Origin of the sequence: Bradyrhizobium sp., assembly GCF_049691595.1 — a bacterium.
In the GTDB taxonomy this organism is placed as follows: Bacteria; Pseudomonadota; Alphaproteobacteria; order Rhizobiales; family Xanthobacteraceae; genus Bradyrhizobium.
Map to the genome: position 1 here is coordinate 1 of NZ_JBAVNZ010000071.1, position 23408 is coordinate 23408.

The 23408-nt window shown below is 63.3% G+C and carries 22 protein-coding genes and 1 pseudogene; 9 read left to right on the forward strand and 14 right to left on the reverse strand.

Annotated features, from left to right (window positions below; genetic code table 11):
- Window positions 1-287: pseudogene (locus WCE35_RS03330) on the forward strand (DUF2076 domain-containing protein); the annotation flags it as partial.
- Between the two features lie 69 nt (window positions 288-356).
- On the opposite strand, the gene WCE35_RS03335 reads toward WCE35_RS03330, so the two are convergent.
- Window positions 357-1130, reverse strand: a complete 774-nt coding sequence (locus tag WCE35_RS03335) for a L,D-transpeptidase (RefSeq protein ID WP_424591949.1) — start codon at window positions 1128-1130, stop codon at window positions 357-359.
- Between the two features lie 315 nt (window positions 1131-1445).
- Here WCE35_RS03335 and WCE35_RS03340 point away from each other — a divergent pair, with 315 nt between their 5' ends.
- On the forward strand, window positions 1446-2228 hold the full coding sequence (locus WCE35_RS03340; protein ID WP_424591920.1) for a protein phosphatase CheZ: 783 nt from the start codon (window positions 1446-1448) through the stop codon (window positions 2226-2228).
- A 98-nt stretch (window positions 2229-2326) separates the two neighbouring features.
- Here the strand turns inward: WCE35_RS03340 and WCE35_RS03345 are convergent, their stop codons facing one another.
- Window positions 2327-2842 (reverse strand): hypothetical protein, encoded by a 516-nt coding sequence (locus tag WCE35_RS03345; protein ID WP_424591921.1) that lies wholly within the window; start codon window positions 2840-2842, stop codon window positions 2327-2329.
- Between the two features lie 330 nt (window positions 2843-3172).
- Between WCE35_RS03345 and WCE35_RS03350 the strand changes: the two genes are divergently transcribed.
- The 3 genes from WCE35_RS03350 to WCE35_RS03360 all read left to right on the forward strand — a co-directional run bounded on the left by WCE35_RS03350 (window position 3173) and on the right by WCE35_RS03360 (window position 6535).
- Window positions 3173-3469 (forward strand): co-chaperone GroES, encoded by a 297-nt coding sequence (locus WCE35_RS03350; RefSeq protein WP_424591922.1) that lies wholly within the window; start codon window positions 3173-3175, stop codon window positions 3467-3469.
- A 102-nt stretch (window positions 3470-3571) separates the two neighbouring features.
- Window positions 3572-5218 carry a chaperonin GroEL gene (gene groL / locus WCE35_RS03355; protein ID WP_424591923.1) on the forward strand — a complete coding sequence of 549 codons (1647 nt, stop codon included), beginning with the start codon at window positions 3572-3574 and terminating at the stop codon, window positions 5216-5218.
- Between the two features lie 117 nt (window positions 5219-5335).
- Window positions 5336-6535, forward strand: a complete 1200-nt coding sequence (locus WCE35_RS03360) for a hypothetical protein (RefSeq protein ID WP_424591924.1) — start codon at window positions 5336-5338, stop codon at window positions 6533-6535.
- Window positions 6536-6682: 147 nt separating this feature from the next.
- On the opposite strand, the gene WCE35_RS03365 is transcribed toward WCE35_RS03360, so the two are convergent.
- Together WCE35_RS03365 and WCE35_RS03370 are read right to left on the reverse strand one after the other, a co-directional pair.
- Window positions 6683-7099: an META domain-containing protein gene (locus WCE35_RS03365; RefSeq protein WP_424591925.1), complete on the reverse strand. Its 417-nt coding sequence runs from the start codon at window positions 7097-7099 to the stop codon at window positions 6683-6685.
- A 152-nt stretch (window positions 7100-7251) separates the two neighbouring features.
- The gene (locus WCE35_RS03370) at window positions 7252-8916 is read right to left on the reverse strand and encodes an L-lactate permease (RefSeq protein ID WP_424591926.1); all 1665 of its coding nucleotides are present in this window, start codon (window positions 8914-8916) and stop codon (window positions 7252-7254) included.
- Window positions 8917-9224: 308 nt separating this feature from the next.
- On the opposite strand from WCE35_RS03370, the gene WCE35_RS03375 reads away from it, so the two are divergent.
- Window positions 9225-10970, forward strand: coding sequence for an ABC transporter ATP-binding protein/permease (locus tag WCE35_RS03375; RefSeq protein ID WP_424591927.1), 1746 nt, complete (start codon window positions 9225-9227; stop codon window positions 10968-10970).
- Window positions 10971-11123: 153 nt separating this feature from the next.
- Here WCE35_RS03375 and WCE35_RS03380 read toward each other — a convergent pair whose 3' ends face one another.
- The 5 genes from WCE35_RS03380 to WCE35_RS03400 all read right to left on the reverse strand — a co-directional run bounded on the left by WCE35_RS03380 (window position 11124) and on the right by WCE35_RS03400 (window position 17143).
- Window positions 11124-12155: a TorF family putative porin gene (locus WCE35_RS03380; RefSeq protein WP_424591928.1), complete on the reverse strand. Its 1032-nt coding sequence runs from the start codon at window positions 12153-12155 to the stop codon at window positions 11124-11126.
- 403 nt (window positions 12156-12558) lie between these two features.
- The gene (locus WCE35_RS03385) at window positions 12559-12897 is read right to left on the reverse strand and encodes a histone (protein ID WP_424591929.1); all 339 of its coding nucleotides are present in this window, start codon (window positions 12895-12897) and stop codon (window positions 12559-12561) included.
- Window positions 12898-13072: 175 nt separating this feature from the next.
- Window positions 13073-14404 (reverse strand): glycolate oxidase subunit GlcF, encoded by a 1332-nt coding sequence (gene glcF / locus WCE35_RS03390; protein ID WP_424591930.1) that lies wholly within the window; start codon window positions 14402-14404, stop codon window positions 13073-13075.
- Window positions 14401-15639, reverse strand: coding sequence for an FAD-binding protein (locus WCE35_RS03395; protein WP_424591931.1), 1239 nt, complete (start codon window positions 15637-15639; stop codon window positions 14401-14403). Before WCE35_RS03395 ends, glcF begins: the two co-directional genes overlap by 4 nt.
- Before the next feature lie 10 nt (window positions 15640-15649).
- A complete protein-coding gene (locus tag WCE35_RS03400) occupies window positions 15650-17143 on the reverse strand; it encodes an FAD-linked oxidase C-terminal domain-containing protein (RefSeq protein ID WP_424591932.1) in 1494 nt (497 codons plus the stop codon).
- 222 nt (window positions 17144-17365) lie between these two features.
- On the opposite strand from WCE35_RS03400, the gene WCE35_RS03405 reads away from it, so the two are divergent.
- Entirely contained in the window at window positions 17366-17758 is a 393-nt protein-coding gene (locus WCE35_RS03405; RefSeq protein WP_424591933.1) for a c-type cytochrome, read from the forward strand.
- A gap of 150 nt (window positions 17759-17908) precedes the next feature.
- On the opposite strand, the gene WCE35_RS03410 is transcribed toward WCE35_RS03405, so the two are convergent.
- Complete coding sequence (locus tag WCE35_RS03410; RefSeq protein WP_424591934.1) at window positions 17909-19063, reverse strand: mandelate racemase/muconate lactonizing enzyme family protein; 1155 nt, start codon at window positions 19061-19063, stop codon at window positions 17909-17911.
- Between the two features lie 149 nt (window positions 19064-19212).
- Window positions 19213-20211 (reverse strand): alpha/beta fold hydrolase, encoded by a 999-nt coding sequence (locus WCE35_RS03415; protein WP_424591935.1) that lies wholly within the window; start codon window positions 20209-20211, stop codon window positions 19213-19215.
- 355 nt (window positions 20212-20566) lie between these two features.
- Between WCE35_RS03415 and WCE35_RS03420 the strand changes: the two genes are divergently transcribed.
- Entirely contained in the window at window positions 20567-20743 is a 177-nt protein-coding gene (locus tag WCE35_RS03420; RefSeq protein WP_424591936.1) for a hypothetical protein, read from the forward strand.
- Between the two features lie 65 nt (window positions 20744-20808).
- Here the strand turns inward: WCE35_RS03420 and WCE35_RS03425 are convergent, their stop codons facing one another.
- The 3 genes from WCE35_RS03425 to ykgO form a co-directional block, all read right to left on the reverse strand.
- Window positions 20809-21048 (reverse strand): hypothetical protein, encoded by a 240-nt coding sequence (locus WCE35_RS03425; protein ID WP_424591937.1) that lies wholly within the window; start codon window positions 21046-21048, stop codon window positions 20809-20811.
- A gap of 111 nt (window positions 21049-21159) precedes the next feature.
- Window positions 21160-21816, reverse strand: a complete 657-nt coding sequence (locus WCE35_RS03430; protein ID WP_424591938.1) for a hypothetical protein — start codon at window positions 21814-21816, stop codon at window positions 21160-21162.
- A 121-nt stretch (window positions 21817-21937) separates the two neighbouring features.
- On the reverse strand, window positions 21938-22063 hold the full coding sequence (gene ykgO / locus WCE35_RS03435) for a type B 50S ribosomal protein L36 (protein ID WP_002718645.1): 126 nt from the start codon (window positions 22061-22063) through the stop codon (window positions 21938-21940).
- A gap of 300 nt (window positions 22064-22363) precedes the next feature.
- Between ykgO and WCE35_RS03440 the strand changes: the two genes are divergently transcribed.
- A complete protein-coding gene (locus tag WCE35_RS03440; RefSeq protein ID WP_424591939.1) occupies window positions 22364-23395 on the forward strand; it encodes an acyl-CoA desaturase in 1032 nt (343 codons plus the stop codon).
- Window positions 23396-23408 lie beyond the last annotated feature (13 nt).

Below are 23408 nucleotides of genomic sequence, written 5' to 3' on the forward strand. Positions count from 1 at the left end.
TGCTCGGCAGCATCCGCTCGATGATGGGCGGCGGCAGCCATCAGGCCTTCGCCGATTCGAGCGCCGTTGGCGACCATGGCGGCGGCCAGCGGCCGTGGAGCGATCAGTCCGGCAGCAATCTGGCGCGGGACGCCGGGATCGACGACATCGGCTCGTCCAGCCAGCGCGGCGACAACAATGACGGGTCGCGCGCGGGATTGTTCGACCAGGCGTCGACCGACGACGATGACGATCTGGATCACGACTCCGACGGCTTTGACGATGACGGCGACAGCGACTACGCCTGAAGAAGGTCAAACCTCAACGCAAGACGGCCGCTCGATCGGGCGGCCGTCTTTCGTTTCGACCCCTGACGATCAGATCACGACCACCCTGGCGCCGACATTGACGCGGCCGTAGAGATCGATCACGTCCTCGTTGCGCATGCGGATGCAGCCGGACGAGACGTTGGTGCCGATCGTCCAGGGCTCGTTGGAGCCGTGAATGCGATAGAGCGAGGAACCCAGATACATCGCGCGCGCGCCGAGCGGGTTTTGCGGCCCGCCTTCCATATGCCGCGGCAGATCGGGGCGGCGCGCCAGCATTTCCGGCGGCGGCGTCCAGGCCGGCCATTCCTTCTTGGCCGAAATCGTCTTGACGCCTGACCAGGTGAATCCGGGGCGGCCGACGCCGATGCCGTAACGCAAGGCCGTGCCGTCGCCCTGGACCAGGAGCAGGAACTTGTTCGGCGTATCGACCACGATGGTGCCGGGGCTTTCCTTGCCGCGATAATCGACCACCTGCCGCTCGAATTTCGGGTCGAACGGGTGCTGCGCGGGGTCATTCGCCGCTTCGCTTTGCTGCGGATCCATCGGCGGCAGCATCGCACGCCGCGAACCGTAGGCGGGTTGCGGCTGATAGATCGGCTGCTGCTGCTGGTAGCCTCGCGGCCGTCCTTCGCCGAACAGGAACTCGATGAAGCCCCCGCCGAGGTTGGCGCGTTCGGCATAGGCCGTGCGCGTCGGCGCCGGCGGCGCGGGCTGCCCTGCGTAGATCACGCCAGGTTCGGGAGGGGCCGCGGCGTCGATCGCCAGCGCCCGATGAGGACCCGCGACCAGGAAGCAAGCGCCGGCAAGCAGCGCAAGAGACATGTTCTTCATCGACGTACTCTGTACAGTTTCGTCACGAGATGTTTGTTGTAGGCGCCCGAGCGGCGCCGTTGCACGCGATCACTAGAGATCAAAACCGCATCGGTTTGGTAAACGGAATCGCCGTTTCGATTCACCACGTCGTCAATTGCGCGCGGATTTTCCCGGTAGCGTTTATTTTGGATGAACGCGCGGCCGACATGGTTAACCCATGGTAGGCGGCGATCGATGAATCCTCGATACGAAGTAATCCGCTGTGAACCTCACGTTAAATCGTATCGGTGTAAAACACGGGGAGTGAAGGGGCTGGAAAAAATCATGTCGGTAAGTCGCAAACGTTTCCGTATCGAAGAAGCCTTTTTGGGCGATATCGCAATGCCGGCACAGGCCGCCGCCGATGGCGGTGACATCGGCCCGATGCATCGCGAGATCATGGCCGAGCTTCGCTCGATCCGCGCCCAGATGGCAACCGGTCCCGGCCGCTCCGCGGTCACTGAGTCCGCCGAGGCATCGGTCGCCCGCGAGGTTGCCGAAGCCCGTGCGCTGCTGGAAACCTACCGCGCCCAGATCGAGCAGTGCGAGAAGCTCAAGGTCGAGCTCGACCTGATTCACGACGCCATCAGCCGCACCAAGCGGGAAATCGCGGTCCTGCACGGCAAGAGCTTCAACGGCGAGGAGATGGCCAAGGTCAATGGCGAGCTTGGCGCCGTCGTCGGCGGCACCGAACAAGCCACCCAGCAGATTCTCGAAGCCGCCGAAGCGATCGACCAGGCGTCGACCGCGCTGGCCAAGAACACCTCGCCGGACCAGCAAAAGCTGCTCGCCGAGGAGATCCAGGAACGCGTCGTCTCGATCTTCGAGGCCTGCAATTTCCAGGATCTCACCGGTCAGCGCATCAGCAAGGTGATGTCCACGATGAAATTCATCGAAAACCACATCAACGTGATGATGGAGATCTGGGGCGGCGTCGACGCGATCAAGGCCCATGTGCCGCCGATCGTCGACACCCGCGAAGGCGACGCCAGGCTGCTCAACGGCCCGAAGCTCGACGGTGACATCGGCCATGCCTCGCAGGACGACATCGACGCGCTGTTTGACTGAGTTCAGGGCGCCGGGTGGCGAGCGCCGGCGCCGGTCAACCTCAAGACATGAAAACGCCGGCTCGATGCCGGCGTTTTTGCTTGAGGGTGACTAACGGATCACGCGCGGGGCGCGCAGCGGACGTAGACCATGTTGCCGTAGCGGGTCGCCGCATCCTTGTCGATAAAGCGGGTGATCAGGACACGCCCGTCAAACGACACGACTTCGCGATCCTGCTCGCCGGGGGTCGGTCCGGACGGGCCGATATAATTCTTGCCGCTCGGGCTGCCCTTCAGCCGCAGTTCCTGCGGCGTGGCCTGGTCGGCCAGATGCATGATCACGCCGCCGGATTGGCCGGCGCCTATCACGTAAGGTTGCTTGCACTGGTCCCGCGCCATCTTCTCGGTCCGGGCGCGATCGGCGGGATTCTGGAACGAGGCAAGACCCCAGCGCCCGACGATTTCGTCAGGCCGGATGGTCGCCGGCATTTCCGGGGCCACCCCGGGCTCGGGCGCCGCGGTCGGGCCGGAGGACGGCGACGGCAGGCCCATGCTGCCGCACGCCGCGAGGAATATCGTCAGCGCCGAGGCGATCGCCAGATTGGCAACGGTGCGCGCATTAGGTGACCTGATCATCCGTATCCCCTCGAGCAATCTCCCGGCCGCACCCGTCATGCAGCCAAGCGTAAAACGCCAGCAGGCGCAACGACGTCCAGTCTGATTACGCCATCACCCGGATTTGGTTTCTGAGCCAGCATCCTATATTGGCCTCACCAAGGCCTTAACCCCCGTTGCTTGACAGGACCGGCGCCAAGCCATATTCCCGGGCGCACAATTAGCACTCAGATCCGGCGATTGCTAAGAGGGACAAGCCGGACCCATCCCGGACGGGGTCGGACATCCGCTGTTCCAAGCCAGATTCGATGGCAAACCTGACCTGAAACCAAGCCTCCAAGAGGGAACGTCATGGCTAAATCCAAATTCCGTCCGCTGCACGACCGCGTCGTGGTCAAGCGTATCGATGCCGAGGAGAAGACCAAGGGCGGCATCATCATCCCCGACAGCGCCAAGGAAAAGCCCTCGCAGGGTGAAGTCACCGCGGTCGGCCCGGGCGGCCGCGACGAAGCCGGCAAGCTGATCCCGATCGACATCAAGGTCGGCGACCGCGTGCTGTTCGGCAAATGGTCGGGCACCGAGGTCAAGCTCGACGACCAGGAACTTCTGATCATGAAGGAGTCCGACATCATGGGCGTGCTGGCCTGAGCGACAATCCGGAGTCCGCGGCAGACCCAGCCGTCATGCCCGGTATGACCGGCAAACAAGCGCGGCGAGCGCGTGTATCCAATCATTTGAGGAGTTAGAGAAATGGCTGCCAAAGACGTTAAATTTTCCGGCGACGCCCGCGAACGCATGCTGCGCGGCGTCGATGTCCTCGCCAATGCGGTGAAGGTGACGCTCGGCCCCAAGGGGCGCAATGTCGTGATCGAAAAGAGTTTTGGTGCCCCGCGCATCACCAAGGACGGCGTCACCGTCGCCAAGGAAATCGAGCTCGACGACAAGTTCGAGAACATGGGGGCGCAGATGCTGCGCGAAGTCGCCTCCAAGACCAACGACACCGCCGGTGACGGCACCACCACCGCGACCGTGCTGGCCCAGGCGATCGTGCGCGAGGGCGGCAAGTCGGTTGCCGCCGGCATGAACCCGATGGACCTCAAGCGCGGCATCGACATCGCGGTGACGGCTGTGGTCAAGGATATCGAAAAGCGCGCCAAGCCGGTTGCCTCCTCGTCCGAGGTTGCCCAGATCGGCACCATTTCGGCCAATGGCGATGCGGCGATCGGCAAGATGATCGCGCAGGCGATGCAGAAGGTCGGCAATGAGGGCGTCATCACGGTCGAGGAGAACAAGTCGCTCGAGACCGAAGTCGATATCGTCGAGGGCATGAAGTTCGACCGCGGCTATCTGTCGCCCTATTTCATCACCAACGCCGAGAAGATGACCGCCGAGCTCGAGGACGCCTACGTGCTGCTGCACGAGAAGAAGCTGTCCGGCCTGCAGGCGATGCTGCCGGTGCTCGAGGCCGTGGTGCAATCGGGACGGCCGCTCCTGATCATTGCCGAGGACGTCGAAGGCGAGGCGCTGGCGACGCTGGTGGTCAACCGCCTGCGCGGCGGACTGAAGGTCGCCGCCGTCAAGGCGCCCGGCTTCGGCGACCGCCGCAAGGCGATGCTGGAAGACATCGCGATCCTGACCGGCGGTCAGCTGATCTCCGACGAGCTTGGCATGAAGCTCGAAAGCGTCACCGTCAACATGCTCGGCCGCGCCCGCAAGGTCGTGATCGACAAGGAGAACACCACGATCGTCAACGGCGCCGGCAAGAAGAAGGACATCGAAGCCCGCGTCGGCCAGATCAAGGCGCAGATCGAGGAAACCACCTCGGACTACGACCGCGAGAAGCTGCAGGAACGGCTCGCCAAGCTCGCCGGCGGGGTTGCGATCATTCGCGTCGGCGGCGCGACCGAGATCGAGGTCAAGGAAAAGAAGGATCGCGTCGAGGACGCCCTCAACGCGACCCGCGCCGCGGTGCAGGAAGGCATCGTGCCCGGCGGCGGCGTGGCGCTGCTGCGCGCCAAGAAGGCGGTCGGCCGCATCCACCACGACAATGCCGACGTCCAGGCGGGTATCAACATCGTGCTGAAGGCGCTGGAAGCCCCGCTGCGCCAGATCGCGGAGAACGCCGGCGTCGAGGGGTCGATCGTGGTCGGCAATATCCTCGAGAACAAGTCCGAGACCTACGGCTTCGACGCCCAGACCGAGCAATATGTCGACATGGTCGAAAAGGGCATCATCGATCCGGCCAAGGTGGTTCGTGCTGCGCTGCAGGACGCGGCGTCGGTCGCCGGCCTTCTGGTGACCACCGAAGCCATGGTCGCCGAACTGCCGAGGGAGCCGGCCGCGCCGATGCCCGGCGGCGGCGGCGGCATGGGTGGAATGGGCGGCATGGGCTTCTGATCGCCAGCCTGCCTCCATTGAAATCGAAGGCCGCCTCGGGGCGGCCTTCTTTTTGGCGAATGACACACAGGTTTGCTACCCACCACGGAGCCGATTCCGTCCTTCCGGGAAATTGATATGCGCGCAATCCTGCTCTGCCTGTTCGGCCTGCTGACGGCCTCCCCCGATCTCGCCTTTGCCCAGGCCAAACCCCAGCCCAAGAGCGCGCCCGCCGCCGATGAAGTCAGATACTTCACCTCGATCGATGGCTTGATGGACGGCAATGCCGACGTGGTCCTCAAGGAGACCCGCCAGGGCAAGACCGTCACCGCGGCCGTGCTCGATGTCTGCTACCCGGTCGAAAAAGGCGCCGATCGCAAGGACCGCTTTGTCGTCAACCTCGCCGTCAATGGCCAGAACCTGACCGGCACGACACAGACCCAGGGCGGCAAATTGCCGGTCACGGTAAAATTGTCGCGCAAACCGAACGGCGACAGTTTCGAATTCCGCGGCCAGATCACCGTCGGCCATACCGTGACCGAAGTCGCCTCGACCGATAATTCCGATCTCAGCGAAAAGGAATATCAGGACAACCAGACCACCGATGACGGCATCACGCCTGCTCCGAAGGAATTTACCGACGTCTCGCCGGAATCGGTTGGTGTGCGGGTCAAGCTGGATGCCGCGCTGGATTTCCTGAAAAGCCTGAAGGGCGAGGCCGTCGAGGTCAGCCTCGGCAGCCTCGCCGTCTCCTGTGACGCGCTGCGCGCCGGCGAGCAGACCATCAACCTCGCCGTCGATCCGGATCGCGCCGCGGCGCTGATCGCCAGGGCCAAATCGATGCCAGGCGTGGTCGCGGCGGGATGGATCAGCGGCAGCATCGAGATGGACCGCGCGATCCGCTTTGGCGCCGCGGAATGGCGCGACGGCGACCGGGTCAACCGGGACAGGGTCGCCACTGCGATCTCCGGCGTCCTGAGCGGGACACTGGCGGCCAAATCGTCGGCGGCTTCCTGGAACGTCAATACCGGGAAACTGAAATTGACCTTCAAGCGCCCGAGCGGGCTGTTCCCGGCGCTCGGCCTCACCGAGACCATCGAGATGTCAGCGCTGCTGTCGGCCGACAAGCCCGGCGGGTCCGACCGGCTGATGCTGTGGGTCTCGAGCCCGGTGATCACGACCGCTGACGAGGGCGCGGGTGCGAAACTCAACCTTTCGGAAGAGTCCAGCGGCGATGAGGAAGGCGGCGAGCCGAGGGACGACAACGGCTCGGTCGATGCGCTCGCCAAGGCCTTCAAGGGCCAGCGCTGGGACGCCGACAAATCGGTGTGGAAATAACGGCATTGCGATTGAGCTGTACGTAGCGAGGGATCGAGCCTTCGTGGCACGCGGCTCTTTCAGAACGCTTCGGGCCGCGGCACCAGACGTCAGCGCGCCTTGCCCAATGAACAACGGACTGGATCCCTCGATTGATGGGTTCTCGCCCTAGTTGGTGTTGAGACGGAAACGCAGCGTCTTTGCGCCGATGAAACTGACGAAATCGCCCTGCCGCTTCCAGCTCGCCGCATCGGCGAGCGCCGCGACCAGATCGTCGTCGGCCTGCGCCCGCGCCGGTGGACAGCTGCGGTTCTCGATCTCGCCGGGCACGAAAATCACGGTATTGCCGGCGACGGAAAACTGACCCTTGCCGCCCTTGCACCAGAGCTCGAGCACGACCTCGCCGGCGTCGCCGATCTCCAGCGACGGCAGCCGCTTCGAGCCCGGCTGGCGCGCCGCGTCCAGGGTCATTTCCAGCCCGAACGGAAAGCCGTTATCGGCGCGGGCCGCGCCGGCATCAAGAGCGGCCGCAACAAGCGCCAGCGCAACGGCGGCCGCTCTGCAAAAGCGGGTGACTGAAATCATGCGGCCTCTCGGGATGGTTCGGCGACGCGCCGTTCTATTCAATGTGCATGACATTGACCAGATCGGGACGGCAGAAAATGCCCCTCGACAAAACAAAAATCCCCGCGGGCTGCAGCCCGCGGGGATTTCTGGTCAGCGCGTCGAGCGTCGCCCTATTTCAGGACCATCGCCGTGAACGGATAGACGTAGGCCTGCAGGGTCACCAGCACGCCGACGAGGCAGGCCAGCACGATCGAATGCAGGAACACGTAGCGAAGGATCGAGCCTTCGTGGCCGTACCAGTTGGTCGCGGTCGAGGCGACGACGATCGACTGCGCGTCGATCATCTTGCCCATGACGCCGCCGGAAGAGTTGGCGGCGCCCATCAGGATCGGCGACAGCCCGAGCTGCTCGGAAGTGATCTTCTGCAGATTGCCGAACAGCACGTTGGAGGCGGTGTCCGATCCGGTCAGCGCCACGCCGAGCCAGCCGAGCAAGGTGCCGAAGAAGGGATAGAGCACGCCGGTCGCGGCGAATGCCAGACCGAGCGTGGCGTCGACGCCGGAGAGCCGCGTCAGGGTGCCGATCGCCAGCATCGCCGAGATCGTGATCAGCGAGATCGCGCACAGCTTGATGGTGCGGCCATATTCCCCGATCATCCTGGCGGGCGAGAAGCCCATCAGAAAGCCGGAGATGATCGCCGCGATCAGCATGCCCGAGCCGGTGAAGGACAGGTAGGTGAAGCCGAACACCGCGCGTTCGGCGGTGGCCTTGGCCGCCACCGGCGGCACCTTGTTGATCATCTTGTCGAGATCGGGGACTTCGTAGTTGTAGACGAAGATCGAGTTCGCCCAGCTCTTGAAGGCGCCATTGCCCCAGATCAGCATCACCACGCAGACGATGATCCATGGCAGCAGCGCGCCCCAAAGCTGCGCCTGCGATAGCGGCGTCTTGTCGATCGCCTTCGGCGCCGTCATCGTCGCCGCCGATTCATCCCGACCGCGCAGCGCCGGCGACAGCCAGAGTTCCCTGGGTTGCCAGACCCTGAGGAACAGGATGAGACAACCCATCGAGATAAGCGATGCCCCGATATCGACGATCCAGGGATTGATGTAGTTCGAGATCGCGAATTGCGGGATCGCGAACGATACGCCGGTGACCAGAATGGCCGGCCAGATCGCGATCATGCCGCGCCAGCCCGCAAACGCCCAGATCAGCCAGAACGGCACCAGCAGCGAGAAGAACGGCAATTGCCGGCCAACCATCGCGCCAAGAATGTAGGGATCGAACCCGGTCACCGACGCGAGACCCTGGATCGGCGTGCCCAGCGCGCCGTAGGCGACCGGGGCGGTATTGGCGATCAGCGACAGGCCGGAGGCCGCCAGCGGCGAGAAACCGAGGCCGATCAGAACAGCGCCGGTGATCGCGACCGGCGTGCCGAAGCCGGATGCGCCCTCGAAAAAGGCGCCGAATGCAAACGCGATCAGCAGGAGCTGCAGGCGGCGGTCGGTGGTGACGCCGCCGATGGCCCGCTTCAAGAGCTCGAACCGTCCGGTCTCGACCGTGATGCGATACAGGAAAATGACGTTGAGCACGATCCAGCCGATCGGGAAGAATCCGACCACGACGCCGAGCAGCGATGCCCGCACCGACATCCCGGCCGGCATGGTGTAGACGAAAATCGTGATGATGTTGGCGACGATCAGAGCAATGACGGCGGCAATGTGCGCCTTGACCTTGCCGCTGGCGATCAGCACCAAAAGCGTGACCACCGGAATGGCGGCGGCGATCGTCGACAACGTGGCGTTGCCGAGCGGATTGTAGATTTGATCCCACATTTTAAGGATTCTCCCCCAAATTTGTTATTGGGCACCGCGCGCTTTTCTGGAGCAGGCGTGCCTCGATTGTGCGCGGGAATGCTCTCCCAATACGCGATGTCGCCGGCGAATTTGGCAGCTTCCGGAATCCACTCACGACCTCGCGAAGATAGAAGGTCCCCATCCAGCGCCGAGACGGCTATGGTAGGGTTGAGTGGGTGGCTGCGACAGCCCGTCGCAGACTACGGAGCGTGCTACTTTAGTCTAAGTCATCCTTGTTCCTCAAATATCTCAGGCACTTGTGGCCATCCCCGTGGAGACATCAATCTGTGAACAACATCCGCTCGACGCTCGCGACCGTATGGCGGATCGCTGCCCCCTACTTCCGTTCTGAGGACAAATGGGCCGGCCGCGGGTTGCTGGCGGCGCTGGTCGCCGCCGAGCTCGCCATCGTTTACCTGACGGTCCTGCAGAACCAATGGAACCTCCGCTTTTACAACGCGCTTCAGGATTACAACTGGGACGCCTTCGTTTATGAAATCATCTATTTCAGTGTCCTCGCCACGGTCTTCATCGTGATCGCGGTCTATCAGCTCTATCTCAATCAATGGCTGCAGATCCGCTGGCGGCGCTGGATGACCGCGCACTATCTCGGTGAGTGGCTGCACGAGGCCAACCATTACCGGATGCAGCTTCAGGGCGACGCGGCCGACAACCCCGACCAGCGCATGACCGACGACGTCAAGCTGTTCGTCGAGCGCACGCTCAACATTGGCGTAGGATTGCTGAACTCGATCGTCACGCTAGCGTCCTTTGTCGCCATCCTGTGGGGGCTTTCGAACGACGCGCCGCTGCACCTGTTCGGACAGGATTATGCGATTCCAGGTTACCTCGTCTGGGGCGCGTTGATCTATTCGGCGCTCGGCACCATCCTGACGCATCTGATCGGCTGGCCGCTGGTCGGAATCGATTTCCGGCAGCAACAATACGAAGCGGATTTTCGCTTCAACCTGGTGCGCGTGCGGGAGAACTCCGAACAGATCGCGCTGCTGCGGGGCGATGCCGCGGAGCGCGAACGCCTTCTGGTTCGGTTCGGGCGCGTGGTGGAGAACTGGCTCGCCATCATGACACGGACGAAAAAGTTGACGGCCTTCACCGCCAGCTATTCGCAGGCGTCGGTGATCTTTCCCTATGTCCTGGTGGCGCCGGCGTACTTCGCGAGAAAGATCCAGCTCGGCGGCATGATGCAGACCGCGTCGGCGTTTTCGAGCGTTCAGGGCGCGCTCTCGTTCTTCATCACCATCTACCGCCAACTGGCGGAGTGGCAGGCCGTGGTCAATCGTCTCGACGGGTTCGAGGCGGGGATTGCTGCGGCGCGCGAACTTGCAACCCACCATAACAGGATACACGTAACCGAGGCGGCTGGCGATGGCGCTATCGACCTCAAGGGGCTGACGCTGCAACTGCCGAACGGAACGCCGCTGGTGAACGCAGACGGATTCAGGTTGCACAAGGGCGAGCGCACGCTGATGACGGGACCGTCCGGTTCCGGCAAATCGACGCTGTTCCGCGCCATTGCCGGCATCTGGCCGTTCGGGACCGGATCCATCGCCATTCCGACGAAGGTAATGTTGATGATGCTGCCGCAGCGACCATATTTTCCGACCGGATCCTTGCGAGGGGCGGTCGAATATCCCTCCAGGGAGGGCACATTCACGGCGAGCCAGATCAGTGGTGCGCTCGAACAGGTGGGATTGTCCAAGCTCGCGTCGCAACCCGACGAACACGGGCACTGGAACCGGATGCTCTCGCTCGGCGAGCAGCAGCGTCTCGGGCTCGCGCGCGCGCTGTTGCATGCGCCAAACTACCTGTTCCTCGACGAGGCGACCGCCTCGCTCGACGAGCCCTCGGAAGCCGCGCTGTACAGGCTGCTGGCGGAGAAACTGCCGGCCACCACCATCATCTCGATCGGCCACCGTTCGACGCTGGAAGCCTTCCACCAGCGCAATATCGCCATGGTCCGCGACGGCGACCGGTTTGCGCTGCGCGACGGCAACAGCCCCAAGCCGGCGTGATGGGCCGTTGTGGTCTTGACGCGCTCGCGGCGGTCGTTGCGTGAAATCGCATGAAGCGCGGCGCGCCGCCAATCCCGTTTCATTGGCAGCCCCCGCAAAGCAAAAGGGGCGGCAGATCGCACTGCCGCCCCCTTCGATCGATAGAAGAAAATCCTACTTCAGGTTGGTGACCGCGGTCAGGTCAGCCGAGAGCTTGGCGATGCCGGTCGCGCCGCACCAGTTGGATTCGAAGCCACCGGGATTGATCCCGAGGGGATTGATCGGACCGATCGTGCGTGAGGTGTGATCGCTGGTGAACGCGTTACACTCCTGCTTGGACAGGTTGGTGTCGGAGTAGCGCAGATCCAGGGTGAACACCTTGTAGGTGAAGCCGACGCCGATATTCCAGGTGTTGTAGCTCGGCTCCTTGATGCCGAACTGGAAGGGCTGTCCCACAATCTGCGTTCCGTAAAACCGGTCGGAGGTTCCGAGCCATTGGCGACCGAACTCGCCGGAGACGTACATGCCGACACCGCTGGTGCCGAACGTCGTGCTCGGCGCAGTCCACTTGCCGGTGATCGATGCGTAGTTGCCCCAGGCACCGAGGTTCATGAAGTTCGGCGAGTAGTATTCGTTGACGCCGATCGAAAACTGGTCATTCAGGGTCACGTTGACCTTGGCATAACCCTCATAGTAGCTCATGCTTCGCTTGGCAAAGTTGCCGTTGACCGGAAGTCCGAGGGTGACGGGGTCGGCATTGGCTACGCAAGCCGCTTCCGAACCGGGAATACCCGAACCTGGAAACGCAAACGCATTGAAGCACTGGCCACCCGGGTAGAGATAACCCCAGACACCGAAGTCGAAGGCGAACATCCCGACCGTCGGGCGGATACCGCCGTAGATGTCGATTTCGGCCGCGGCGCGGTTCGGGAACGAGATGCTCTCGCCGGCAGCGCCGATATAGAGCTGGACGTCCTTGTTGATGTTGTAGCGCGGCTCGAAATAGGCGGCGACCGAGGGTTTGTGGTTGGACTGGGTGACGCCGCGGAACACGTAGTCGTTCATCAGCGCGGCGCCGAAGGCGATGTCCCAGGGATCGAACGGAGCCGGCGGCGGCGCCTTGACGGCCTTGACGTGCATGTCCGCAGCAAGAGCCGAGCCCGATACCATTGCCAGCGCCGTTGCCAACAAAGCCAGTTTCTTCATGAGGATCCCCATCACTTTCCAAGAACGGCCCAGCTTCGGCGCCCCCCCAGGGACCCGCGATGACTCACTGCGGCCAAAAATTTGTGTGGACAATCTGGTACGCGCTCGTCACCGAAGTGAAGCAAAAAAGACAAGCATGTGCTGACTTTTTGGGCGTTATGACCTTTTCGTGGAATGTTGTTTGTCGGGTGTGGCATTCCCACAACAATTTTCTCCCGCAGGTGTAACGTCTGGAACCGGAAAAACACGGGCTTTTTGTCCCGCACCGCCGGGAGGTCTTGCGAATCGTTCGCCCGTAAAATTCCGGTGATTCGGCTGTACGAAAAAGGCCGCAGCGGCAAGGCTGCGGCCTTTTCAAGGGTGTGGTTGACGCGCTGTCGAGGCAGGGCCCGCCCCTTGCGGACTAGTGCTCGCCTTCGTCGGACGAGCCACCCGACCCCCATGATGGCGTCGAACTTGATGCCGGGGTGGCCCAGCTCGGGGCCGGCTCGGGCTCGGGAGCCGGAATGTGAGCCGCGGGTTTCGGAGCCGCTGGCCTGGCAGCAGCCTTCTTTTTCGCCGGGCTCTTCTTGCCTGCCTTCTTCGGCGCTGCCTTCTTGGCAGACTTCTTCGCGACCTTCTTCGTCGACTTCTTGGCGGATTTCTTCGCGGCTTTCTTCGAAGATTTCTTCTTCGCCATCACAAGTTTTTTCTTGGCCTTTTTGGCCTTCTTGCCTTTCTTGCTCTTCTTCGCTTTAGCCATCGTAGTCCTCCTGTTGCCGCTGATTCAGTCTGTCGAGCGATTCGAATAGTCCGCTTTGGCCCGGATCGGGATGACGCTTCTTCGAAGCGTCTTCCCGCTCCATCTATCGTCCGAGCATGATCTTTTCGGAAAACCGGTAACCACTTTTCCGGATCATGCTCGAGAGGCCGATCGATCAATTCAATCCTGGGCCTCTCAATCCAGGCTTTGGACCTCCTGTCGCCCAATCGAGAAGCTCAATCGTGTGCACCACAGGAACTGACGTACCACCGGCAATCTGAACCATGCATCCAATATTGCCCGCAGCGATCATGTCCGGCTTGACTGTCGCAATATTGGCGACCTTTCGGTCGCGCAATCTGCTCGCAATGTCGGGCTGAAGGATGTTGTAGGTCCCCGCCGAACCGCAACACAAATGGCTCTCGGGCACATCTTTCACCACGAATCCATTCTTGGAAAGCAATTCTTTCGGAACAGCTGTGATTTTCTGTCCGTGCTGCAGCGAACAAGCCGAGTGATAGGCGATCGTGACCTCGCCCCGCTGACCGGTCGGCTGCAGTTTTATGCCGGCAAGATACTCCGTGATGTCCTTCGCCAGCGCGGCGATTCGCGCGGCGGGACCGGCGAAATCGCGGTCCTGGCGCAGCATGAAACCGTAGTCCTTGATCACGCTGCCGCAGCCCGATGCCGTGACCAGGATGGCGTCGAGGCCATTTTGTTCAGCTTCCCTTTGCCACACGGCGATGTTGGCGCGGGCGCGCGCCAGCGCGTCGCCGTCATGCCCGAGGTGATGGGTCAGCGCGCCGCAGCATTGCTCGTCCCCGACCAGCACCACCTCGATGCCGTGACGCGTCAACAGATTGATGGCAGCCTGATTGATGCGGGGCGCCAGCACCTGCTGGGCGCAACCTTGCAGCAGCGCGACCCGCCCCCGCCGCTCGCCGACCGCCGGGAAAACGCTTCCACCCGCCGGTCCCGGGGCCGGCAGGCTGCGCGGCGCCAGCGCCAGCATCGCCTTGATTCGCCGCAACAAGGTCGGCGAGACCGATCCCGCCCCGGGCGACGGCAGCAGGGCTGCGAACGGCCGTCCCAGCCGCGCCATGATCATGCTGGCCCGAAACAGTTTCGGCCGCGGCAGCACAAAGGCCAGCACCGCGCGCAACATCCGTTCCGGCAGCGGCCTGGAAAAGTCCCTTTCGATCCTGACCCGGGCCTGATCGACCAGATGCATATAGTTCACGCCCGAGGGACAGGTAGTCATGCAGGCGAGGCAGGAGAGGCAGCGGTCGATGTGCTTGACCACTTCCGGCGTCGGCGGGCGGTCCTTTTCCAGCATCTCCTTGATCAAATAGATGCGGCCGCGCGGGCTATCGAGCTCGTCGCCGAGCAGCACATAGGTCGGACAGGTCGCCGTGCAAAAGCCGCAATGCACGCAGGCGCGCAGAATCTTGTCGGCTTCCGCGATATCGGGATCGGCGAGCTGCGCGAGTGAGAATTCGGTTTTCATGCCGCGTCCCCCCGTTTCAGCCGGCCGCGGTTGAGGATGTTCTTGGGGTCAAAACCCTGGCGAACGCGCTCGCCGAGCGCGGCAAGCCCGCCAGCTTGCGGATGGAACACATCGACGATGCGCCGGACCGGCTCGGAAGCACGAATCAGGGTGGCATGGCCGCCTGCGGCATCGACGCGCTGGCGCACCAGTGCCGCCTGCGCATCCGGCTTTGGCGGCAGCGCCGCCCAGATCAGCCCGCCGCCCCAATCGTAGATCACCTCGCCGCCGCTGTCCCGCGACAGCGCCTGGCCGAGCGCGCCGCCCGAGGCGGGCGGACAAACGATCCGCCACACCGGCCAGGCGCCCAGCGCGCCGCCGGCCGCGAACGGCTGGACGTCGCGCAGCGCGCCCCAGATCGCCAGCGAAGTGGCGTCTTCCAGGATTTCAACCGAACCGTATGACTGCAGAACCTTGCCGAGCGAAGCCGCCCGGTGCGCGGCGGAAGCGGCGATGCCTTCCAGCCGCAGCAGGGTCGCCGCCTGCCCCGGCGCGCCGAGGCCCGCCAACGCGCCGGCCGCGGGCCGAAGCGCCGAATTCGGCAGATGCGCCGCGCCGGAAACGTCGAACGGCGAGCCGAGTGCCGCCGTCATCGCCCGGTTGGCGGTGACCTCATCCAGTCCACGCAGCACCAGCGTGCGTTCGCTTTCCGGCTTCGGCATCACCTTCAAGGTCACTTCGGTCATCACCGCGAGCGTGCCCCAGGACCCCGCCAGCAATTTGCAGAGATCGTAGCCGGTGACGTTTTTCACCACCCGCCCGCCGGTCTTGAAACTGTCGCCGAAGCCGGACACCGCATGCGCGCCGAGCAGATGGTCGCGGGCGCCACCGGCCTTGATGCGGCGCGGCCCGGCGAGGCCAGCCCCGATCATGCCGCCGATGGTGCCGAACGCCGGCGTCCCCAGCAGCACGGAGGTGTCGACCGGCTCGAACGCGAATTGCTGGTTCCTGGAATCGATCAGCGACTGCACGTCGGCAAGCGGCGCGCCGGCCTGCACCGTGATGACCAGCTCGTTCGGCTCATATGCCGTGACCGCGTTGAGGTCCGACAGATCGAGCAGCGCATTGGTCGCCATCGGCTGGCCGATCTGCCGCTTGGAGCCATGGCCGATGATTTCGAGCGGCTGCTCGCTGGCGATCGCCGCGCGCACCACCTGCTCGACATCCTGGGCGTCACGTACTTTCAGGGTGTCCACGGGCGCCTGCTTAGAATCGCGGGAGGTCGGGAAACGCCAGCTTGCCGCCATGCACATGCACGCGGCCGAGCTCGGCGCAGCGGTGCAGGGTCGGAAACACCTTGCCGGGATTGAGCAGGCCCTGGGAATCGAAGGCGCATTTCAGCCGCTGCTGCTGGTTCAGATCGATCTCGCTGAACATTTCGCCCATCAGGTCGCGCTTCTCGATGCCGACGCCGTGCTCGCCGGTCAGCACGCCGCCGAGTTCGACGCAAGCGCGCAGGATGTCGGCGCCAAAGGCCTCCGCCCGCTCCATCTCGCCGGGCTTGTTGGCGTCATACAGGATCAGGGGATGCAGATTGCCGTCGCCGGCGTGAAACACGTTGGCGACGCGGAGATCGTATTTCGCCGACAGGTCGCGGATGCGCGCCAGCGCCTTCGGAAGCGCGCCGCGCGGAATGGTGCCGTCCATGCAGAGGTAATCCGGTGAGATTCGCCCGACCGCCGGAAACGCCGCCTTGCGCCCGGCCCAGAACAGATTGCGCTCGGTCTCCGAGCTGGAAATCCGGCAGGTGGTCGAGCCGCATCGTTGCGCGATCGCCTCGACCCGCCGGATCAGCTCATCGACCTCCACGGCGGGGCCATCGAGCTCGATGATCAGGAGCGCCTCGACATCGAGCGGATAACCGGCATGGACGAAGGCCTCGGCGGCGTGGATCGCGGGCTTGTCCATCATCTCCATGCCGCCGGGGATGATACCGGCGCCGATGATTTCAGCAACGCATTGGCCGGCGGCCTCGACTTCGGCGAAGCCGACCATCAACGCCCTCGCCGTCTCCGGCTTCTGCAGGATTCGCACCGTGATCTCGGTGATGACGCCGAGCAGGCCTTCCGACCCCGTGATGATTCCCATCAGATCGTAGCCGCTATTCTCCGCCGATTTGCCGCCGATCCGCAGCACCTCGCCGGTCATCAGCACGATTTCGCAGCCGAGCACGTTGTTGGTGGTCATGCCGTATTTCAGGCAGTGCACGCCGCCGGAATTTTCCGCGACATTGCCGCCGATCGAGCAGGCGATCTGCGATGATGGATCGGGCGCATAATAGAAGCCGGCATGCGCCACCGCCTGACTGATGGCGAGATTGGTGACGCCGGGCTCGGTCACCACCACGCGGTTGTCGAAATCGATCTCGCGGATGCGTTTGAACTTGCCGAGACCGAGCAGCACGCCATCGGCGAGCGGCAGCGCGCCGCCGGACAGCGAGGTTCCCGAACCCCGCGGCACCACCTTGATGCCCTGCTCGAAGCAGTATTTCAGCACTCTTGAGACCTGCGCTGACGTGTCAGGCAGCACCACCACCATCGGCGGCTGGCGGTACGCCATCAGGCCATCGGACTCATAGGGCAGCATTTCGGCAGGCGTATCGATCACGCCCTCGCCCGGCACGATGGCGCGCAGCGCGGCCACAATGGCGTCGCGGCGGCCGAGCACCGCCTGATCCGGAGCCGGCATCATGATGGCCATCGAGATCCTCCGCGCCCCACCCAATTTATCACGGCAAATCAAGCACGTCTGGGCTCTCTTGGGTAGACCGTTCCGGCAACATGGACATGCCGGAGATGCGATCTGCCGGTTAAAAAAGCCGGTGTGGTCATGCAAGCTTTTGTCATCAAGTGGCTTGTCGACCCCGCGCACGCCATGCCACAAGCAGCGGCAGGGGCATCCTTGAAAAATGAAGAGCATTCAATGAAAAAATCGAGCTTACGCGCGCTGGTTGTCATCACCGCAACGGCCGCGGCATCGGGCGCGCTGGCGCAGGATGCCGCCGCCGGCAAAACCTCGTTCAACAAATGCCTGGCCTGTCACGCGATCGGCGATGGCGCCAAGAACAAGGTCGGCCCGCAGCTCAACGGGCTCGATGGCCGCAAGTCCGGCGCGGCGTCGGACTACAACTATTCCGATGCCAACAAGAACTCCGGCATCACCTGGAACAAGGATCAATTCCTCGACTACATCAAGGATCCGAAAGCCAAAATTCCCAACACCAAGATGGCGTTCGCCGGCATCAAGAACGAGAACGAGGCCAACGATCTCTGGGCGTTCATCGCGCAATACGACAAGGACGGAAAGACGAAGTAACGTCTTCATGCAGATGGAGCTGAAGCGGAATGACTTAATTTCTTTTGATTCGTCATCCCGCCCTGTCTTTTTGTTTGTGCATGATCCCTCGGATCGAGCCCGAGGGCATGCTTTTCGAGTAACCGGTCCCCACTTTTTCCGGATCATGCGTTAAGCGATGTTCTCCCGGCCTGAAACCTTGAAACGATCGATCGCGGCGCGATTGATCGTTATGCCAAGGCCCGGCCCATCCGGAACCGCCACCATGCCGTCGGCATGCTCGATCGGCCTCGACAGCACGGCTTGACGGAACGGATGCTCGGAGCGATCGAACTCGAGCAAGGGTTCCAGGGGGCTGAGGCGCGGCGGATTATGGGGTAACACCGCCAGCAGGTTGAGGGCCGCGGCCAGCCCGATGCCGGTCCCCCATACATGCGGCACGTAACGAATGCCGAACGCCGCGGCCATATCGGCAATCTTTTTGCACTCGGTAAGGCCGCCGGCTGCGCAGGTATCGGGCTGAATGATATCCATCGCCCGGCGCGTCAGCACCTCGCGAAAGCCCCAGCGCGTGAATTCGCACTCGCCGCCCGCCACGGGTATCGGCTGGCCGCGGCGCACCTCGCAATAGCTGCCGAGATCATCGGGAACGACAGGCTCCTCGAACCAGCCGATATTCAGGTTGGCGACATGATTGCCGAGGCGAATCGCCTCCACGGCATCGAAGCCGTGATTGGCGTCGAGCATCAACCCGACATGCGGACCGATGGCTTCGCGCACGGCCTTGATCAGCACGGCATCATCTTCGACGCCAAAACCGATCTTGAGTTTCACCGCACTGAAGCCCTGCTTGACGTAGCCCTCGACCTCGCGGACGACATAGTCGAGCGGATCGCCGCTATCGAGCCGGTAGGTGCCGGTCGCATAGGCCGAGACCTGACGCCGCAGCGGCCCGCCCATCAGCTGCCAGACCGGCGCTTCGAACCATTTGCCCTTGAGGTCCCAAAGCGCGATGTCGACGCCGCTCAGCGCGGTGACGACCAGCCCCTTCTGGCCCTGATCGCGGAACAGCCCATAGAGCTTTTGCCAGATCAGATCGGTGGCGAGTGCGGGCTCCCCGATCAAATGCGGCCGGAAGGCGTTGACAACGGCGGCGTTGAGTTGCGCCGGTCCGAAGCATTCGCCCCATCCGGTGTCGCCGCTTTCGGTCGTGATTTCGACAAGACACCCCGTCCGCACCTCCGTGCGATTGAACGACCAGCCGAACGGTTGCGAAAGCCGGGCTTCGAGGACATGGGCTTTGACGTCGGCAATTCTCACGGTCATTTTGCTTCACCTCCGGCATGACCCGACCTGGGACGTCTTATCGTCGTGTCATTTCGCCGATCGCCGATCCCTTGTGTTCATCCCGCAATACGACAAGAACTGGAAGATGAAGTAAATCCACGACGAGAGCAGGTCTCGCGACGTCCGGGTCAGTTTGCGCGATCGCGATCCGCTGCCGTCCTTGCAGGAGGCGGCGCGGCCGCGGTTCCTGGCGCCATCTGGCCTATCATCGCCTCGATCTCGGCGATCACGCGATCCGGCACGGCGTTCTGCACCATGTGACCGACCCCGGGCAGCACGATCAGTTTCGCATTCGGCGCGGCGGCCGCGAGCGGCCGCGAATGGATGTTGGTTGAAACCGTTTTGTCGACGTCGCCCGACATGATCGTGATCGGCGCCTTGAGCTCGGCGTAGCGCGGCGCCTGCTCGGCGACCGCGGCCTTCAAGGTCACGAGGTCCCAGGCATTGGCGAGGAATTCGCGCGGACGCAGCAACAACGGCGTCGCAGTATTCCTGACAAAACCATCCGGCATCGCTTGCGGCAGGAACACGCCGCGGGCGCCCGGCCCGGCCAGCAAATAGCCGAGCGGCAGCGTGATCGTGTAGGCAAGCAACGGGCCGATCACGGGCGTGGTGACGATCTGGTTGTACCGGCCAACGCCGCCCGGCCACGGATAGGCCACCGGCGCCAGCATCACCAGACCCGCGACACGGTGCGGATAATCCAGCGCCATCCGCGCGCCCAGCGCGCCGGCCCAGGAATGGGCCACGATGATCGCCTTGCCGACGCCGAGCCTGGCCAGCGCCTGCTCGATCATCCGGCCCTGGATCGCGGGCGTGGAGTCTTCGAGATCGGCGCGCGTGCTCCAGCCATGTCCGGGACGATCGATCAGGATCACGCGGTGATTTTTGGCGAGCCGTTCGCCGACGGGTTGCCGCATCACTTCCAGGTTTGCGCTCGCGCCATGCAGCATCACGATCGGCGGTCCCGCGGCGTCGCGCGGACCGGTATCGACGACGTGGAGCACGGCGCCGGCAACCTCGACCAGCCTGCCCGGCGCGGGATAGGCGCGCTGCACCAGCACGACGCCGGCCTGCGTCACCAGCGCCAGCAACGCAAGCCCTGCCGCGACACTTGCTATCAGCATCGAAAATGTCCGGATGATCCTTTGCACCCGCGAGCTACGTTCCCGGGAGGCGCGGGTTTCGCGGTGGGTTCCTTTGGCGCGTTTTCGTCATGCGAACCGATACCCACCCGCGATCCCGGTGCGGAGCAGGTTTTCGCTTGACAACACCGTGGCTGAGAAAGTTTTCCACAGCGCGCCAAGCCTGTGGATAGCGGGTTCATACCAGCGTCATCGGCAATTTTATACACTTCGGCTGCATTTTCGCCATCAGACCCGGGTGGTTGACCGACGCGGAACCTGCCCGGCCTGTCCACGTAATCCACTGAAACAGAAATCGGCACCATGGGGTTCGAGGGAAATAACCGGAGGATTTGCAATGAATTCAGACCCAAGCGAGGCGGCCATCGACCGGATCGTGGCGACCTGCGATGGCGATCTGCGCGGTGCGCTGAAGGCGTTGCTGCTGGTCAACGAGCAGCTGGAGGCCGAGCTGGCGCAATTCCATGCAGCGGCGGCCGTCGATGGATTGGCCGACATCAAATTCCTGCATTAGCTTTTGCTGTGACGCCTTCCGGGCGAACCGGGAGGCTTCTGCGAGAGCGCCGCGAGCCGCCGCCGTCACTCGGCGGCACTGTCGTCCTTCGGGCAGACGCGGATGGACGAACGGGCCAGCCTGGCGTCGTCGCGTGATTTGTAGGGTCCGTCTGCGAACCAGATATCGCCGACAATAACCGGATTGCGGGTGACGATGTCGCAACTGTTGGTCGCGCGATTGCCGACCACCCAATAGAGTCCGTCCGCCCAACCGAACGATCCGGTCGCGACCACCATCGCAGCAGCGAGCAGCCATGATTTCACGGCTTGGTACCTCCGCGCCATTCAATGCGGTTCACAGCGCGTAGCGGGAAACCTTCCCGGCCACAATCGGTCGTCAGCAACCGTGGTTAATCGCAGCAAGCCGGATTCGGGTCAGATATCGCGGCCTTCGACCTTTTCGCTGAGCGTCTTGACCAGTTCCGGCACCTTCTCGAGGTGCGGGTTGACCGCGAGCGCCTTGCGGAACGCTTCCAGCGCGCGCTTGTCGTCGCCGATGTCCTGCATGATCATGCCGAGCCCCGCCAGCGCGCCGAAATGACGGGGTTCGCGGATCAAGACCTGCTGGATGTCTTCGATCGAATGGGCGTAGTCGTTCTTCAGGTAGTAAAGCGTCGCGCGCCGGTTCCAGCCCTCGATGTAATCGGGACGCAGCTTGACTACGGCATCGAGCAGTTTCAGCGCGACATCGGTCTGCTGCGCATCCACCGCCGTCTTGGCGCGCGTCATCAGCAGCGCGGCGGTATCGCTCGGGGTCTGCAGCCACTGCGCCCAGATTCGCGCCTCGACATGCCTGGCGCTGGCTTCATCGGGAGCCGCCTTCAGCGCGCCGAACAGGAAATCAAGACCGCGCGTGCGATCGGCGCCGACCTTCGGCAGCTTGCTCGGGGCTTCCGGCAGTTTCTTCTGCGACTTGGGCGGCGGGACGACCCTGGGATCGCTCTCGGCATACGCCGCGACCGGCGCCACGGCCATCATCACGGTGGCGAGGGTTGCAAGGCGTTTCGTCAGCCGAAGGAATCTCGATGCCATTATTGGAGTCTAGACGCACAAAACCGCGCTGCAAAGCAGCGTGTCGTCAAACACCTGTGAAGCGAGGTTTGCTGCGCCAGTGGCGGAACCGGAGCCGGGTCCCGAGATCAGCCTTTAGGGATCAACCTTGGCGGGCCTTGAAGCGGCGCTGCACCTTGTTGATCACGTAAACCCGGCCCTTGCGGCGGACCAGACGGTTGTTGCGGTGGCGGCCGCGCAGCGATTTCAGCGAGTTACGGACCTTCATGGGACAATCCTGGTGCGTTGAAAGGCCGTGCTGGACAGGCCGAAAGTGGCAAAACGGGATTAATCCCGCCAGCGGCCACGCCGCCCGGGACGGGGCGGGTTCTAAGCCAAGGCATGGCCGCATGTCAATCAGAACAGGACGCGGCAGCGGCAGCCGGAATGGACCCGCACCCAGCCGATCCGTTCAAAATAAACAAACTTGGTCAAGGGCTTGTAGTAATTGCTCGGCTGGCCCTATGGTGCGAATCAGTCAATTCGGCCGAGCCATTCCGGGCGCAAAAGATCAGGTCCCGACCTCGTCATGATGATCGTCAAATTGCCAACTGTCGAGGCTGCGGTGATGCCGGCCGCGGATTGCGCTGCTTCCGCGCCCGCGCCAGCGCGGCTGATGCTTCCCGCCGGCGTTCAGCCGTTTCAGCTCAACTGGCCAAACATCATCGCGATTGGCAGCTATCACGGCGCCGCGCTGCTGGCCTTCATGCCCGGCTATTTCAGCTGGAGCGGCCTCATCATGGCGATGCTTGGCACGCATCTCTGCGGGCTGTTCGGTATCAACCTTTGCTACCATCGGCTTCTGACACACCGCGGCCTGAAATGTCCGAAATGGCTGGAGCACGCCATGGTGATCATTGCGATGTCGTGCCTGCAGGAAACACCGGCGCGCTGGGTCTCGGTCCATCGCCGGCATCATCAGTTCGCCGACCAGCAGCCGGACCCGCACAGCCCCCTGGCCAGTTTCTTCTGGAGCCACATTGGATGGATCCTGGTCCATCAGCCGGAACTGTCGCGGCTCGGAATCTACCAACGCTACGCCAAGGACATTTTGCGCGACCCCTTTTACCGCGCGCTCGAGCGCCATCATTGGCTGGTCTGGATCAATCTCGGCCAGATGCCGCTGTTCTTTGCCGCCGGATTCGCCGCGGCGTGGCTCGCAGGCGAAACGCCGGCGGAGGCGGCCGAGACCGGGCTTGGCATCCTGATGTTCGGCGTGTTCGTCCGCACCGTCCTGGTCTGGCATATCACCTGGGCGGTCAATTCGGTGACCCATCTGTGGGGTTACCGGAACTATGCAACCGACGAGGACAGCCGGAACAACATCATCGTCGGCCTGATTTCCAATGGCGAGGGCTGGCACAACAACCACCATGCCGATCCGCGTTCGGCGCGCCATGGTCATCGCTGGTGGGAAATGGACAACACCTGGCTCACCATCCGGTTCATGGCCCGGCTTGGTCTCGCCACCGACGTGGTGGCGCCCAATGCCCACCTCAAGGGACGGTCCGCAGGGAGCAGATTGATCACGCGCGGGTCGACCGGCGTCCCTCACGAGTGAGGCGTCAAGTCGC